Consider the following 15753-nt stretch of genomic DNA (forward strand, 5'->3'; position numbering starts at 1 on the left):
TATATTCTTTCGACTATCGGCAATTTAAGCGAGGTGAAAGTAATGAAAGACGGAATTCATCCTGAATATAAGGCATGCACAGTTAAGTGTGCTTGCGGTGCAACATTTGAAACAAAGAGCACAAAGGGCGATATGAAGGTTGATATTTGCTCAAAGTGTCACCCATTCTATACAGGTAAGCAAAAGCTTGTAGATACAGGTGGACGTGTTGAAAGATTCAACAAGAGATTTGCCAAGAAAGGCTAATCAAAAAATAATGGCAACAGTTGGTATGACCTCTGTTGCCTTGTTTTTTCTTTTGGAGGAAGTATGGAAGAGTACAGGACCGTGGAAATATCTGCCGATGATTTTTTTATAGAAAAAAAGTCAAAGTTCATCGGCTACGCAAAACCTGTTAAAACCGTTGAGGAAGCAACAGAATTTATTTCACAGATTAGGTCAAAACATTGGGATGCAACCCACAATGTTTATGCCTATGTTTTGCGTGAAAACAACACACAACGATATAGTGATGACGGAGAACCGGGCGGAACGGCAGGTGTTCCTATGCTTGATGTTTTGCTCAAAGAAAATCTTGTTGATGTCTGCGTTGTCGGCACAAGATATTTTGGTGGAACTCTCCTTGGCGCAGGCAGTTTGGTTCGTGCATATAGCCATACCTCAAAAATTGCTGTTGAGGCGGCACATATTATAACTATGGCAGAATGTGATGTGATGAGCATTGCGGTTGATTATTCATTTTATGAAAGAATGAATATTATTTTGTCCGATTTTTCAGCAAATATTAAGGATAGCGATTTTGCTGACAATGTAAAAATCACTTTTTCAATAAAAAAAGATAGGGTAGAGGCTTTGCAAGCAAAACTTACCGATGTCAGCAACGGAAAATATCTTTTGGAATATATTGGTTCTGAATTTGCACAAGTATAATTTGTATAAGCATAATAAAAACAGGAGGCTAATCTGCTTCCTGTTTTCTCTGATTTATTGGTTGATGTTGATTACATTTATTTCGGGATGATTGAACAGCCTGAAAGGGAATTCTGCGTTTCCAAGACCTCGTGAAACAATCAACTTCGGTCTGTCACCAAACGAGCCTTTTACGTATTTTGGGAAAAGCCCTTGACCCGGTGAAAACACAGGACCAATGAATGGCAGGCAAAATTGACCGCCGTGGGCGTGCCCAGATAATTGCAGGTCAAAATCATATTGACTGTAATTCATTTCTTTTACATTTTCAAAATTTTCCGGGAAATGTGAGAGTACAATTTTAAATCCACTGTTTTTTTCTAATTCTGCAAAATACGGCGACATATCTTTGTAAACAAAAGTTCCGTTCTTGCGTGCTTTGTAATCGTCAAAATCGGCTTGGTTTTCATCAAGTCCGAGTATGCTGACATCAAAGCCTTTGTCGTTAAAAACAGAAACTCTGTTCAACAAAACGATAAAACCTATGTCCGACAGTTCTTGCATTATTCTTTCAAAGTTTTCAAGCCGTCTTTCGTGATTGCCTGTGATGTAGTAGACCTTTGCAAATTTGACAAGTTCTTTGCCAAAGTTGAGCATCTTTTCTTTGTTTTTGCAATGGTCGTTTATATAGTCGCCTGTTATGCAGATAATATCTGGATTAAGTTCTTGTGTTTTTTTCAACACCTTACCAAAAGGCTTTGAATGCAGGTCGCTTAATTGAACTATTTTCAGACTTCCGCAGTCATTGGATTTTATATTATATTGAGTTATGTCAATTATGTTGTTTTGCAGATATAAAAATATAATTATGCCTGCAAGGACAATCAGTGCGATTGCCGTAATCAAGATATATTCCATAAAACACCTCTTAAATATGATACATTTTTATTTTTTGCCCGTCAAGATAAAAAAATAAAGGATTTTTGATATTTTTTGAGTATAGTATATATGGATAGAAGTTTTAAGTAATATTTTGACGAAAGGAGAGGTAAAAATGGACAAGTGTATTCGTCAAATTTCCGAGGAAAACGAAAAGAAAATTTTGTCACCGCTTGCTTGTCTTTCATCGCAAAGCAAGGGCAGATTGAGAGAAGAAACCGAATGTGATATCAGAACTGCGTTTCAGCGTGACCGTGACAGAATTATTCATTCGCAGTCGTTTAGACGCTTGAAGCACAAAACACAGGTGTTCCTTGCTCCGTCAGGTGACCATTACAGAACCCGACTTACTCACACCCTTGAAGTTTCGCAAATTGCAAGAACTATTGCCCGTGCACTTCAACTCAACGAAGATTTGACCGAGGCAATTGCACTTGGTCACGATTTGGGTCATACCCCTTTCGGACATGCAGGTGAAAGAGCGCTTGCACAGCTTTCACCAAACGGATTCAAGCATTATGAGCAGAGCGTTCGTGTTGTTGATATTTTGGAAAAAGACGGCAAGGGATTGAACCTCACCGATGAAGTCAGAAATGGTATTTTGTGCCACACAATAGGTGAGGATGCCTACACCCTCGAAGGTCAAATTATTCGTATTGCGGACAAAATTGCGTACATCAATCATGATATAGATGATGCTATAAGAGCAGGAGTTATGAATGAGGAGGATATTCCTCTTGATATAAGAATGGGCCTGGGTATGACAAAGAGTGAGCGTATTAATAATATGGTGCTCAATGTAATTGCCAATACCGATGACAAAAAAATTCTTATGAGCGATGACTTTTGGGAATTGTTCAATGATTTGCACGATTTTATGTTTGTCGCAGTTTACAAAAATCCTGTTTGTAAAGGTGAAGAAGTCAAAGCCGTTGCAATGCTTGAACAGATTTATGAGCATTATTCAAAGCGTCCCGAGGAAATGCCGGAGCAGTATGTCGGCATCGCCGAAAAAGAGGGCGTTGACCGTGCCGTGTGCGATTACATAGCAGGTATGAGCGATAATTATTCTGTCAAAGTGTTCAATCAGTTATATGTTCCTAAATTTTGGATAGAATAATTTATATGTGTTAATTTACGGAAAGGAGTTTTGATTATGCCGTCACTTTCAGACAGCTTTTTGCAGGAACTTCGGCTTAAAACAGATGTTGTTGATTTGATTTCAAGCTATGTTTCTCTCAAAAAACGAGGCAACACCTATGTTGGTCTGTGCCCGTTTCATAATGAAAAAACTCCGTCATTTACCGTTTATGAAAATACGCAGAGCTTTTATTGCTTCGGTTGCGGAGCGGGTGGCGACGGCGTAAGTTTTATGCGTAAAATAGAAAATCTTGATTATATTGATGCCGTCAAGGTGCTTGCCCAAAGAGCAGGTATGCAAATGCCTGACGACGGCTATGATGATTCTCTGTCAAAAAAACGCAGAACGATTTTGGAAATCAATCGAGAAACCGCAAGGTTTTATCACAACTATATGATGAGTGAGCAGGGAAAGGTTGGTTTGCAGTATTTTTTGAATCGTGGACTTTCTCAAAAAACTATTCGCCATTTCGGTTTGGGGTATGCTCCAAATAAATGGGACGAGCTGTTGAAGCATCTCAAATCAAAGGGATATAATATTTCCGATATGCTTGCGGCAGGTGTTGTCAGAAAAGGCGAAAAAGGATATTACGATTATTTCAGAAATCGTGTTATGACACCTATAATTGACGTCAGGGGCAATTTTATTGCTTTCGGCGGTCGTGTTCTCGACGACTCAAAACCGAAGTATATCAATACTTCCGATACTTTGGTATATAAGAAAACAAATGAAGTTTTCGGTCTTAATTATGCAAAGGACAGCGGAAAAGACAGCCTGATTTTGTGCGAGGGCTATATGGATGTCATTGCAATGCACCAAGCAGGCTTTACAAACGCTGTGGCAGGCTGTGGCACTGCTTTGACCAATGAACAGGTTAGACTTCTTTCTCGATATGCAAAGGAAATAATACTTGTTTACGATAATGATGAAGCAGGTCAAAAAGCGCTTAACAAGGCCATTTCGCTGTTTGATCAGGTTGATATTAAAATCAGTATTCCAACCCTCAGCGGTGGCAAAGACCCTGACGAGATTATAAAAAATCTCGGACGAGCACGATTTGCCGATATGCTCGAAAATTCTTCAAATGAAGTTGAGTTTGCAATTATGAAACTTCGCAGAGGTTTTAATTTGCAAACAACTCAAGGCAAAAGCCAGTTTGCAAGCGAGGCTGTAAAAATTCTTGCAAATGCAACACCGATTGAACAGGATTTGTATTTGTCTCGCCTTGCCGATGAACTCGGAATAGAAAAAAGAGCACTTCAAGCACAGCTTGTTGAATACAGTACTCGTATGGCGAAAGGCATAAAAAAGCGAGAGTATAACAAAATCATTGATGACGATTTGCGTAAAACTCGTAAGGAAAGTTTTGAAGCCGATACTTCAACCGTGTCACTCAAGGCACAGGCAAGAGTTATCGGATTGCTTATGACTTATCCCGATTGTTATTCATTGTGCAAGGATTTAAACCCGGATGAATTCACGGCAGGCTTTTATAAAAAGGCTTATGAAACCGTCACACAACGAATTAGGGATAACTTATCACTTGAATTGATAGTGTTTAATGAGGTGTTCACTGATGATGAAATGGGCAAGTTTACACATCTTGTTTCGGTTTCGCAGAACAGCTCTAATCCTAAAAAGGAATTTACCGATTGCATTAATGTAATTGATAATGAATATAAAAAACAAAATTCAAAAAGTACTTCTGAAATGAATGATGATGACTTCAGAAACTTTTTTAGCAAAAAGAATACATAACACGAGGAGATTATTATGGAAAAAAAGCAAGCACCTATGACAGAAGCAGAAAAGAAAGAAAATGCGTTTAAAAAAATAATTGAAAAGGGCAAGCAGGCAGGTCACCTCACAGCACAGGAAATCGACAACTTTATTGTTGAACTTGACCTTGATGTTGATGAGCTTGAAAAACTCAATGACCAAATTGATTCAAATAATATCAGCATTATTGATGACTTTTCATCAGAAGCACTTGATGGTATTGCTCTTGAAGTTGACCTTCCAAAGGAAACAGACGCTGCCGATTCGGTTGCTGTAAACGACAGTGCACAGATGGACGACCCTGTAAAGGTTTATCTTAAGGAAATCGGTAGAATTCCTCTTTTGACAGCCGAAGAAGAAATTGAACTTGCTATGAAAATAGCAGATGATGACGAAAATGCAAAGAAGCGTCTTGCAGAAGCAAATCTTCGTTTGGTTGTTAGTATTGCAAAAAGATATGTTGGCAGAGGTATGCAGTTCCTTGATCTTATTCAGGAGGGTAACCTCGGTCTTATCAAAGCCGTTGATAAGTTTGATTACACAAAGGGCTTTAAGTTCTCAACATATGCAACATGGTGGATTAGACAAGCTATCACAAGAGCTATTGCCGACCAGGCAAGAACAATCCGTATCCCTGTTCATATGGTAGAAACCATCAACAAGGTAAAGAAAGCACAGTCACAGCTTCTCCACCTCAACGGCCACGAAGCAACACCTGAAGAAATCGCTGAATACCTTGAACTCCCTGTTGATAAGGTAAGAGAGATTATTCGTGTTTCTCAAGAGCCTGTATCACTTGAAACTCCTATCGGTGAGGAAGAGGATTCACATCTCGGCGACTTCATTCCTGATGATGATGCGCTTGCACCTGCCGATGCCGCATCTATGAGCCTCCTTAAGGAACAACTTGCAGAAGTGCTTAAAACCCTCACTCCAAGAGAAGAAAAGGTGCTCAAACTCCGTTTTGGTCTTGAGGACGGAAATCCAAAAACTCTTGAAGAAGTCGGCAAGGAATTCAATGTAACTCGTGAGCGTATTCGTCAAATCGAGGCAAAGGCACTTCGCAAGCTTCGCCACCCAACAAGAAGTAAGAAATTAAAGGACTTTTTAGACTAATGAAAGAAGAAAAAATTAAAAGAATAAATGAGCTTGCTCACAAATCCAAAACAGCCGAAGGACTTACCGAGGCTGAAAAGGAAGAACAGGCAATACTCAGACAGGAATATATTAATTCGTATAAAGCGAGCCTCATCGGTCAGCTTGAAAACACATATATTGTTCGTCCTGACGGAACAAAAGAACATCTTGAAAGAAAAAATAAAAAATGGGAAAATTAATTATTATGGAGGGTTTGGACGGTAGCGGAAAGTCTACTCAAACCGACCTTCTTGAAAAATATATTGTTCAAAATAATATTGAATACAAAAAGATTAAACTTCCGGATTATGACAGTCCGTCAAGCACACTTGTAAATATGTATCTTGGCGGAGAATTCGGCACGGATGCTTCAGATGTAAATGCTTATGCCGCATCTGCATTTTATGCTGTTGACCGTTTTGCTTCTTTCAAACTGAAGTGGAAATATGATTACGAAAACGGAAAACTTATTCTTGCCGATAGATATGCAACATCAAATCTTATTTATCAAACAGAAAAGATTGATGAAAACAAGTGGGATGAATATATCGAATGGTCAGAGGATTTCGAGTATAACAAAATCGGAATTCCTCGTCCCGACCTTGTAATTTTTCTTGATATGCCTGTTGAGATTTCTCAAAGGCTTATGACTTCACGCTACAAAGGTGATGAGAATAAAAAGGATGTCCACGAGGCAAATGTGGCATTTCTTAATGCTTGCAGAAAATCGGCACTTTACGCTGCCAAAAAACAGGGCTGGGCGATTGTTGAATGTTCAGACGGTGAAAATCCATTGCCGATTGATGAAATACATAACAAAATCGTTCAGATTGTAGAAAAGGAACTTAACAATGCTTGAATTTAAAAAGCCGGAAATCACTGATAAACAATGGGTAAACGATTGCCTTGCACATGCAAACAGTATGAACTGTGAGTATACTTTCGGCAATTTGTTTATATGGCAAAAATCATATTCTACAGAAATTTGTAAGTATAAAGATTTTTTGATTTGTAAATGGAATGACGACGGTACTGTTACCTATTCTTTGCCGCTCGGCGAAGGTGATTTTACCGATGCCGTAGATGCAATAATTGATTATGCAAAATCAAATGGCGAAACACCTGTAATTTACGGTATTACCGAGGGCTATCTCGGTCTTATGCAAGAGGCTTTTACAGGCAAGTTTACCTATAAATATGATGACGGCAATAATGATTATATCTATTCAACAGAAAAAATGGCGTCTCTTTCAGGCAAGAAGTACCACGGTAAGCGTAATCATATAACTAATTTTAAGAAAAATAATCCTGATTGGTCGTTTGAAAAAATTTCCAAGGATAATATAGATGAATGTCTTGCACTTCATTCAAAATGGATTGAAAACAAAGATCCCGATGATGAGGATTATTCTTTGGAGTTTGAAGCGGTAAAAAAGGCTTTTGAATATTTTGACGAGCTTGATATGGTTGGCGGACTTATCAGAGTTAACGGCGAAGTTATTGCTTACACTCTCGGCGAGCCGCAAATGAACGGTCATTGCTTTGTTTCTCATTTTGAAAAAGCACCTACCGATATGATTGGTGCTTATCCTATCATAAATCAGGAATTTACCAAAAACTGCCTTATGCAGTATGAGTATGTAAACAGAGAAGAGGATTTGGGCATTGAGGGACTTCGCAAAGCGAAGCAATCATACCATCCTGAAATTTGGCTTGAAAAGTGCACGGCAATTTATAATGATTAAGACAATAAAAAGTGTAGATGACATTGTGTCCCTTTGGTCTGAAGCCTTTGGCGACAGCAGGGAAGATATTGTTTTCTTTATTGAAAATATAAAAAATGCAAGTTGTTTTGCATATTATGAAAACAACAAAGCAGTCAGTATGCTGTATCTTGTTGATTGTGTTCTTGACGGCAAGCATTCGCATTATATCTATGCGGCTTGCACAACAGAAAAGTGCAGAAAAAAAGGATATATGAGTGCTCTCATTAAGCATTGCGTTGCTGAATTTGATGAAGTGTGCCTTATTCCGGCTAATGAAAAATTAATTGAATATTATAAAAGGCAAAATCTGACTTTTGAGTATTCTGTTGATAAATTAAAATTTGATGAGTGCAGGGAATTGATTGATGAGTACCTTTACGCAGGTTGCTCGCTTGAAATTCCGATTGTGCTTTCAAACAAAGGGGAATAATTATGGTTTATGTATTTTTAGCAGATGGCTTTGAAATTATCGAGGCGTTGTCACCGGTTGATATGCTTCGCCGTGCAGGTGTTGAGGTTAAACTTGTCGGAGTTACAAGTGAGATTGTTGCATCATCTTGCGGTGTTGCCGTCAAAACCGATATGTTGATTGATGATTTCGATTTTTATGATGTAGAGGCTATCGTGCTTCCTGGTGGTATGCCGGGCACACTTAATCTTGAAAATTCACAGTCTGTGCAAAAAATTATTGACAATGCAAGCAACACAAATGCGTTTATTTGTGCAATTTGTGCCGCTCCGTCAATTCTCGGACATAAAGGTCTTTTGAACGAAAAAGAAGCTACTTGCTTCCCGGGATTTGAAAATGCTCTTGAGGGAGCTGTCCTTTCTGATGAATATGTTGTTACAGACGGCAAGTATATCACTGCAAGAGGCGCAGGCGTTGCTGTTGAATTTGGTCTTGAAATTATAAAACAACTTCGCACAGAGGAACTTTCAAATGAAATCAGAAGCCAAATTCAGTGCAGATAAAAAAGAACTTCGCTCATACATAAAAATAAAGCGAAAGTCTGTTGAAAATAAAGCTGAAAAAGATAGCCTTGTTGCACAAAATCTTTTGTCACTTGATGAAATAAAAAAAGCGGATACCGTTTTGTGCTATATTTCTCTTGATGATGAGATTTGCACAGATGAGATAGTCCGTGTTTTGCTTGATTCAGGCAAAAGAGTCGGTGCACCTTATTGTGTAGATAATAACGGCAATATGGATTTTTATTATATAACCGATTTTGATGATTTAAGAATTCAATCGTTCGGTGTTCGTGAACCTGTTATCGAAAAATGTAAAAAGGTTACATCTTTTGACAATACAATCATCATCTTGCCGGGGCTTTGTTTTGACTCAAACGGAAATCGTCTTGGCTATGGGAAAGGGTATTATGACAGATTTTTGCAAATTCACTCTTTAATTTCTGTTGGTTTGTGTTATAATAGCCTTATTGTAAAAAAAGTACCAACAGATATGTATGATAAAAAAGCAGATATTATCGTTACTGAAAATGATATAATAAGAATAAACGGAGGGAAAAATGGATAAATACGGTTTTAATTCAAATGAAAATAAGAATACCCCTGATTTCTATTTTTCAAATAGCGAGAACGCTCCTGTAAAACATTCAAATAATTCTCCGAAAAAATCAAATGCAAAGAAAAAGAAAAAATCATCAAGCGGTGTAGGTTCAACCTATCTTTTCTTTATTATTGTTATTTGTGTTTCGGTTGTTGTTTCTATTTATGCAATCTTTTGTATGAATGATATTTTTGCTATCACAAAGACAAAATCAAATGTGACGGTGTCTTATTCTCAAAAGATTGAAAATGCAGATGAGGCGATTGATATTCTTTCTGATAAGGGACTTATCAGATGCAAGAATTTCTGCAAATTCTTCGTTAAACTCAGAGATAATCTCATCAAGAGTAAGCCTCTCGGCGGTCCTTATGAAGCAGGTGTTTATTACCTTAATGGCAAAATGGGTCTCGAGGGTATGCTTGTAACTTTAAAAGGTGATACTTCGTCAAGCGAAACTGTAACTCTTACTTTCCCTGAAGGATATACCGTTCCTGAAATTGTAAATAAGCTGTCAGAAAACGATGTTTGCGACAAAACTGCGTTGTTGTCTGTTATTCAGTCAACAGATTTCACTTATTCACTTGTGACAAATCTCAAGGCGAGCGACTCTGTTCCTTATAGACTTGAGGGCTTTATGTTCCCGGATACTTACGAGTTCTTCATCAATGAAAGTGCTTCAAGTACGGTTCGTAAATTCCTTGAAAACGGTGACGCAAAGTTTACAGAAAAATATAAGCAAAGAGCAGAAAAGATGGGTTATTCAATCTATCAAATAATGACCATTGCTTCTATTGTTCAAAAAGAAGCCGCAAATGATGACCAAATGAAAACAATTGCAGGCATCCTCTATAACCGTTTGGATGATACTGTAAACTTCCCGACACTTGGTTGTCAGTCTACTTCTGACTATATCACAAACAAGGTTGCACCTAATTTGTCGTCGACCTCTTCTCATACTTCGGAATACTATATGACTTATTATAATACTAATTTGTCATCAACAGTTGTCGGCTTGCCGGCAGGTCCTATCTGCAATCCCGGTATGACAGCTATCCATGCTGCTTTGTATCCAAAGGAAACTTCTGCAAAATTCTTTTTCCACGATACAAAGGGTAATATATACACTGCAAAAACATACAGTGAATTTAAGCAAAAAGTAAGAACCTACGCACCTTATTTGGAATATTAATATGAATCAAAAATTAGAATTACTTTCTCCTTCAGGGGATATTGACAGATTAAAATTAGCGGTAAAGTTTGGCGCAGACGCTATATATGTTGGCGGTGAAATGTTCGGAATGAGAACAAATCCGTCAAACTTTAATGCAGACCAACTAAAAGAAGCAGTAAATATTGTTCACTCTGCAGGCAAAAGATTGTATTTGACTTGTAATACATTGCCAAGAAATAATGAACTTGATGCTTTGCCTGATTATTTGAAATATGTTGCCGAAATCGGTGTAGATGCTCTTATCATCGCAGATATGGGCGTGCTCTCTTTGGCAAAAAAGTATGCACCGGATACCGAAATTCATATGTCAACACAGGTGGGTATAGTCAATTATGCCGCTGCAAACGCATTGTATGAAATGGGTGCAAAGCGTATTGTTACCGCAAGAGAACTTTCACTTGACGAAATCAAAACTATTCGTGACAAAACCAATCCTGATTTGGAAATTGAAGTTTTTGTTCACGGTGCTATGTGTATGTCTTTTAGCGGAAGATGCATTTTGTCGGATTATATGGTTGGCAGAGATGCTAACAGAGGTGATTGTGCACAGCCTTGCAGATGGAAATACCATCTTGTTGAGGAAACTCGTCCGGGTCAGTATTTCCCAATTAATCAGGACGAAAACGGCACTTATATTTTTAATTCTCGTGACCTTTGTATGATAGATCATATCCCTGAACTTGACCGTGCGGGTATAGATTCCTTTAAGATTGAGGGCAGAGCAAAGAGCGAGTATTACACCGCTATTGTTACTTATGCTTATCGTCACGCTATTGACGAATATCTTGCTTCGGGCAGAAAAGCAGACTTCGTTCCGTCACAATGGATTCTTGACGAAATGGAAAAAATGAGCCACCGTGAATACACAACGGGATTTAATTTTGGTCCAATCAAAAACGGTCAGGTGCTCAATACAGGCGGATATATCCGCAATTGGGATGTTTGTGCACTTTATAAAAGTCAACAAAACGGCAGACTTACAGTAACTCAACGCAATCGCTTTTATCAAGGAGATATTCTTGAAGTTGTTGAGCCTTTCAAGTTGCCGTATCAAATTACCGTAGAGGAACTTTACAATGAAAAAGACGAGGAGTTCGTTGATGTTGCAAACAAAGCAACTGATGTTTATTCCTTTAAGTGTGAGAAAGAGATTTCTCCGGATGCAATTTTCAGAGTAGAGCGCAAATAAAAATTGCCCCTTTTGTAAATAAATAGTACAAAGGGGTTGTTTTTATGTATAAGAGAATTTTGTCGTTTTCACTTGCTGTTTGCCTGCTGTTTTCGGGCATTTGCGGAAGAATAGGCTATATTATATTCAGTAAGAATTATCTTGTTTCAGGTGGAAAGAATTCTTATTCCGTAACGATAGACCACAAACAACCGACTGTTTATTATCGTTCCGGAATTGTTGCAACAAATAATGCTCACAAATATATTGCTGTGATTCGTCCTAATCCTCGTTCGATCGGAGAACTTGAAAAACTTTTTTCAAAATCCGAGCAAAAAGAAATCATCAACGAATTGAAAAACGGAAAACCTGTTGTTCGACTGCTTGATGAGTATCCGTCAGAAACGCTCAAATCAATTAAGGTATATAAAAGATATGACGATGATAACAATCTTCATCAAATAATTGCAAAGCAGTCAAACGGATTGCTGAACCACACAGGTGAAGGAATTGGCAAAAGCACTGCGATTTTCAGTATTGATGCAAATGGCAGACTTCTTGACGGTGACAGTGGTAAGGTTGAAAATGTAAACTACGATTCTCCCGAGGGATATGTCCTTTCAATTGATAAAAAAATTCAACAAATTGCCATTGATGCTTCATCAAAAATGAAAAGCGGATGCGTTGTTGTGATGAATACCGATGATCATTCAATTCTTGCTTGTGTAAATAAACCGTTTGATAGTTATATTATTAAGGCTTTTCGTCAGTACTCTGTCGGTTCTGTCTTTAAGATTGTTGTTGCTGTATGCGCACTCGAAAGCAATGTTCAAATAAACTATAACTGCAATGGCAGTATCAAAGTTGGCGACACTGAATATTCTTGCCAAAATAATCATATTCATATGGCTCAAAATTTAAAACAAGCACTTGCCAATTCCTGTAATTGCTACTTTGTGAATCTTGCAAATGTTCTCGGAAGTGAAAAATTGCTTGATACCTGCAATAAATTAGGCTTTAACGATTTTACCGAATTGTTTGCTGATTGGAAGATTGAAAACGGAAATCTTCCTACTGAATACGAATTGTTGTCAAAGGGCGAACTGTCTCTTTTCGGCTTTGGACAAGGTAAACTTACTGCTTCTCCATTGCAAATAGCATCGGTAATTTGTACCGTGGCAGATGACGGTCGTTTTGCTCAACCAAAACTTGTTATGTCGAATGTCAATGATAAAAATGAAAAATACAATGTTGCCTATCCTCCAAAGAAAAAAGTTCTTAAACAAAATACTTGTAACAAACTGATTGAATATATGAGATATGTTGTAACAAACGGCACGGCGCATATCATTATGCACGGCGATAAAGGTTCTGCCGGTAAAACAGCAACAGCTCAAACGGGTCAATATGAAAATGGTGTTGAAAAACTAAACACTTGGTTTGTAGGATTGTATCCGTATGATGAACCCAAATATGCAATTGTGATTATGACAGAAAACGGAAAGTCAGGTGCAGGGGATTGTTGTCCGATTTTTAGTACCATAGTTGAACAACTTGGTAAAATGTGATATAATTATGCCATAAAAAATGTTAAGGGGAAATATTTATGGCAGAAAAAAAGCTAAAAACACTTCTTGTTTTTAAATATCTTGATGAATTTTCAGATGAGGCACATCCGCTTTCAACAAGTCAACTTATTGAAATGCTTGCAAATGACGGTATAAAATGTGAGAGAAAATCAATCTATGCCGATGTAAAAACTTTAAAAGAAATCGGATATGATATTGTTTCTATAAAATCTCCGACCAATGGCGGATTTTTTATGGCAAGCAGAAAGTTTGAAATTCCGGAGGTGCGATTGCTTATTGATGCCGTAACATCTGCCGGATTTATCACACCTAAAAAGACTCAAGGACTTGTTGAAAAGCTTGAATCTTTAGTGTCAAAAAATCAAGCTAATTCTATTGTAACGCAGGTTTATATAGACCCAAATACAAAGTGTGATAATGAGGAAATCTATTATATTATTGACGCACTCCACACTGCTATTAAAGAAAAGAAAAAGGTTAAGTTTTTCTATAAGCGTCGTAATATAGATGTTGAGAATAGGAAGAACTATACCGAAAAAACATTTACCGTTTCTCCTTATGCACTCATTTGGAAAGAAGACCATTATTATTTGCTTTGCAATAATCAAAAGTATGATAATATTATGAACCTTCGTGTTGACCGTATAAGAAAGGTGCAAACTCTTGACGAACCTGTACGCCCGATGAATGAAGTCAGCGAATATAAGGAAGTGTTCGATGTTGCGGATTATTCAAGCAAGATGTTCAATATGTTCAGCGGTGCTTCCGATAAGGTACGAATTATGTGTGATCTTGAGCTTCGTGAGCAGATTATGGATAGATTTGGCGCTAAAGTTCCGCTCCTTGCTTATGATAGCACTCATTTTGAAACAACAGTTGAAGTCGCTGTGTCAGATGGACTTGTTTCATGGCTTATGTCATTTGGAAACAAAGCAAAAGTTCTCGAGCCTCAATATCTTGCCGATGCAGTTAAAGAGCGTGCACAGCAAATCGCAAAACTTTATGAATAAAAAACACCTCTTGATGAATTTTGGCTCATCAAGAGGATTTTTTATAATGTATTCAAATCATAAGGTGTCTTTTGGTAAACAAAGTAGTTCAACCAATTGTTAAATAAGATGTTCGCTGTGCCTTTCCATTCCATCTGAGGAGTGGCATTTACATCGTCGTTTGGAAAATAATTGTAAGGAATATCAATATCAAGACCTTTTTCCTTGTCACGGAAGTATTCTCTTGCAAGAGTATCTCTGTCGTATTCGCTGTGACCGGTAACAAAAAACTTCCTGCATTCCATATCCGCAACAATGTGAATTCCGGCAAGCTCGCTGTAGGATAAAATTTGCAAATCCTTAACCTGTGCAATGTCTTGCGTTTTTATTTCAGTGTGTCGTGAATGAGGAACATAGTAGATGTCGTCAAGTCCTCTCATCAAAGGATGAGTTTCATCAAGACTTTTGTGCGGAAAGATGCCAAAAATCTTTTTCTTGGTCGGATATTTCTTTATACCATAGTGATAGTAAAGACCTGCTTGCGCACCCCAGCAAATATGAAATGTAGAGTAAACATTGGTTTTGCTCCATTCCATAATCTTGCAAAGCTCGTTCCAATAGTCAACTTCTTCAAATTCCATTTGCTCAACAGGAGCACCTGTAATTATCATTCCGTCATATTTTCTGTCTTTAACATCATCATATGTTTCGTAGAACTTTTCCATATGGCTCTTTGAAACATTCTTTGCTTCGTGTGTTGCAACTTGCAAAAATTCCACATCAACCTGAAGCGGAGAGTTACTCAAAAGTCGAAGCAGTTGTGTTTCTGTTTCCAATTTAGTAGGCATCAGGTTGAGTATCAATATTTTAAGCGGTCGAATATCTTGCGTATCAGCACGCATATTGCTCATCACAAATATATTCTCAATTTCAAGTCGCTGTTTTGCGGGTAATTCATTATCAATTCTGATTGGCATAACTCAACCTCCTTATAAAAGTGTTTTAATATTATATCAAATTAATTATATTAATTCAAGTATTTATATTATATATACATTATATATGTCATTGATTTCCTGTCGTGCTTTTTATACAAAAACTTCGCACTTATCCAAGGGTTTGTGTGAATATTGTTGTAATTTGAAAAAAATGAAAGTTTTTTCAAAAAAAGTGTTGACATTTGGGTAATGAGGTGGTAAGATGTACAAGTCGTCAGCGAGAGAGCAAGACGATAAGGACCTTGAAAATTAAACAACGACGAAAAAGTAAGGAACCCGATTAAGATAATTGAGTAACTGAACTCCATGTTCTACGGAACATAAAATAACAGTAATGAAACGACAGGTTCGAGAGAACTGAGAGGTTTCGAATGATTAAGATTAGTACATTCTGTATGGAATGATTAATACAAAGTTTTAAGAGTTTGATCCTGGCTCAGGACGAACGCTGGCGGCGTGCCTAACACATGCAAGTCGAACGAAGCTTGACGAACGATTCTTCGGATGAATTCTGATATGACTGAGTGGCGGACGGGT

General features: G+C 37.6%; 17 protein-coding genes and 1 rRNA gene. 16 read left to right on the top strand and 2 right to left on the bottom strand.

Annotation, left to right across the window (positions count from 1 at the left end):
- Positions 1-42 precede the first annotated feature (42 nt).
- Positions 43-246 carry a 50S ribosomal protein L31 gene (gene rpmE, locus B5D29_RS04630; RefSeq protein ID WP_078768421.1) on the top strand — a complete coding sequence of 68 codons (204 nt, stop codon included), beginning with the start codon at positions 43-45 and terminating at the stop codon, positions 244-246.
- Between the two features lie 63 nt (positions 247-309).
- Positions 310-930 carry a YigZ family protein gene (locus B5D29_RS04635; protein WP_078768422.1) on the top strand — a complete coding sequence of 207 codons (621 nt, stop codon included), beginning with the start codon at positions 310-312 and terminating at the stop codon, positions 928-930.
- 54 nt (positions 931-984) lie between these two features.
- Here the strand turns inward: B5D29_RS04635 and B5D29_RS04640 are convergent, their stop codons facing one another.
- Entirely contained in the window at positions 985-1827 is an 843-nt protein-coding gene (locus B5D29_RS04640; RefSeq protein WP_078768423.1) for a metallophosphoesterase, read from the bottom strand.
- A 136-nt stretch (positions 1828-1963) separates the two neighbouring features.
- Between B5D29_RS04640 and B5D29_RS04645 the strand changes: the two genes are divergently transcribed.
- From B5D29_RS04645 to B5D29_RS04705, 13 genes are read left to right on the top strand one after another with little or no spacing between them, the layout of a single operon-like run.
- Positions 1964-2968, top strand: a complete 1005-nt coding sequence (locus B5D29_RS04645; RefSeq protein WP_078768424.1) for a deoxyguanosinetriphosphate triphosphohydrolase — start codon at positions 1964-1966, stop codon at positions 2966-2968.
- A gap of 36 nt (positions 2969-3004) precedes the next feature.
- Complete coding sequence (dnaG, locus tag B5D29_RS04650) at positions 3005-4747, top strand: DNA primase (RefSeq protein WP_078768425.1); 1743 nt, start codon at positions 3005-3007, stop codon at positions 4745-4747.
- A gap of 15 nt (positions 4748-4762) precedes the next feature.
- Positions 4763-5884, top strand: coding sequence for an RNA polymerase sigma factor RpoD (gene rpoD, locus B5D29_RS04655; protein WP_242941745.1), 1122 nt, complete (start codon positions 4763-4765; stop codon positions 5882-5884).
- On the top strand, positions 5884-6105 hold the full coding sequence (locus B5D29_RS04660) for a DUF896 domain-containing protein (RefSeq protein ID WP_078768426.1): 222 nt from the start codon (positions 5884-5886) through the stop codon (positions 6103-6105). Before rpoD ends, B5D29_RS04660 begins: the two co-directional genes overlap by 1 nt.
- Positions 6093-6764, top strand: a complete 672-nt coding sequence (locus B5D29_RS04665; RefSeq protein WP_078768427.1) for a dTMP kinase — start codon at positions 6093-6095, stop codon at positions 6762-6764. The genes B5D29_RS04660 and B5D29_RS04665 overlap by 13 nt, the downstream gene beginning before the upstream one ends.
- A complete protein-coding gene (locus tag B5D29_RS04670; protein ID WP_078768428.1) occupies positions 6757-7650 on the top strand; it encodes a DUF2156 domain-containing protein in 894 nt (297 codons plus the stop codon). Before B5D29_RS04665 ends, B5D29_RS04670 begins: the two co-directional genes overlap by 8 nt.
- Complete coding sequence (locus B5D29_RS04675; RefSeq protein ID WP_078768429.1) at positions 7643-8101, top strand: GNAT family N-acetyltransferase; 459 nt, start codon at positions 7643-7645, stop codon at positions 8099-8101. Before B5D29_RS04670 ends, B5D29_RS04675 begins: the two co-directional genes overlap by 8 nt.
- Before the next feature lie 2 nt (positions 8102-8103).
- Positions 8104-8643 (top strand): DJ-1 family glyoxalase III, encoded by a 540-nt coding sequence (locus B5D29_RS04680; RefSeq protein WP_078768430.1) that lies wholly within the window; start codon positions 8104-8106, stop codon positions 8641-8643.
- Positions 8612-9208, top strand: a complete 597-nt coding sequence (locus tag B5D29_RS04685) for a 5-formyltetrahydrofolate cyclo-ligase (RefSeq protein WP_078768431.1) — start codon at positions 8612-8614, stop codon at positions 9206-9208. The genes B5D29_RS04680 and B5D29_RS04685 overlap by 32 nt, the downstream gene beginning before the upstream one ends.
- Positions 9201-10430 (top strand): endolytic transglycosylase MltG, encoded by a 1230-nt coding sequence (mltG, locus tag B5D29_RS04690; RefSeq protein ID WP_078768432.1) that lies wholly within the window; start codon positions 9201-9203, stop codon positions 10428-10430. The genes B5D29_RS04685 and mltG overlap by 8 nt, the downstream gene beginning before the upstream one ends.
- 1 nt (position 10431) lies before the next feature.
- Positions 10432-11661 carry a peptidase U32 family protein gene (locus B5D29_RS04695; protein WP_078768433.1) on the top strand — a complete coding sequence of 410 codons (1230 nt, stop codon included), beginning with the start codon at positions 10432-10434 and terminating at the stop codon, positions 11659-11661.
- 44 nt (positions 11662-11705) lie between these two features.
- Positions 11706-13208, top strand: coding sequence for a penicillin-binding transpeptidase domain-containing protein (locus B5D29_RS04700; RefSeq protein WP_078768434.1), 1503 nt, complete (start codon positions 11706-11708; stop codon positions 13206-13208).
- A 38-nt stretch (positions 13209-13246) separates the two neighbouring features.
- The gene (locus B5D29_RS04705; protein ID WP_078768435.1) at positions 13247-14239 is read left to right on the top strand and encodes a helix-turn-helix transcriptional regulator; all 993 of its coding nucleotides are present in this window, start codon (positions 13247-13249) and stop codon (positions 14237-14239) included.
- A 41-nt stretch (positions 14240-14280) separates the two neighbouring features.
- Here B5D29_RS04705 and metA read toward each other — a convergent pair whose 3' ends face one another.
- Positions 14281-15195, bottom strand: a complete 915-nt coding sequence (metA, locus tag B5D29_RS04710) for a homoserine O-acetyltransferase MetA (RefSeq protein ID WP_078768436.1) — start codon at positions 15193-15195, stop codon at positions 14281-14283.
- Positions 15196-15629: 434 nt separating this feature from the next.
- On the opposite strand from metA, the gene B5D29_RS04715 reads away from it, so the two are divergent.
- Positions 15630-15753 (top strand): 16S ribosomal RNA (locus tag B5D29_RS04715); the annotation flags it as partial.

Origin of the sequence: Eubacterium coprostanoligenes (genome assembly GCF_900167205.1) — a bacterium.
Lineage (GTDB): Bacteria > Bacillota > Clostridia > Oscillospirales > Acutalibacteraceae > Eubacterium_R > Eubacterium_R coprostanoligenes.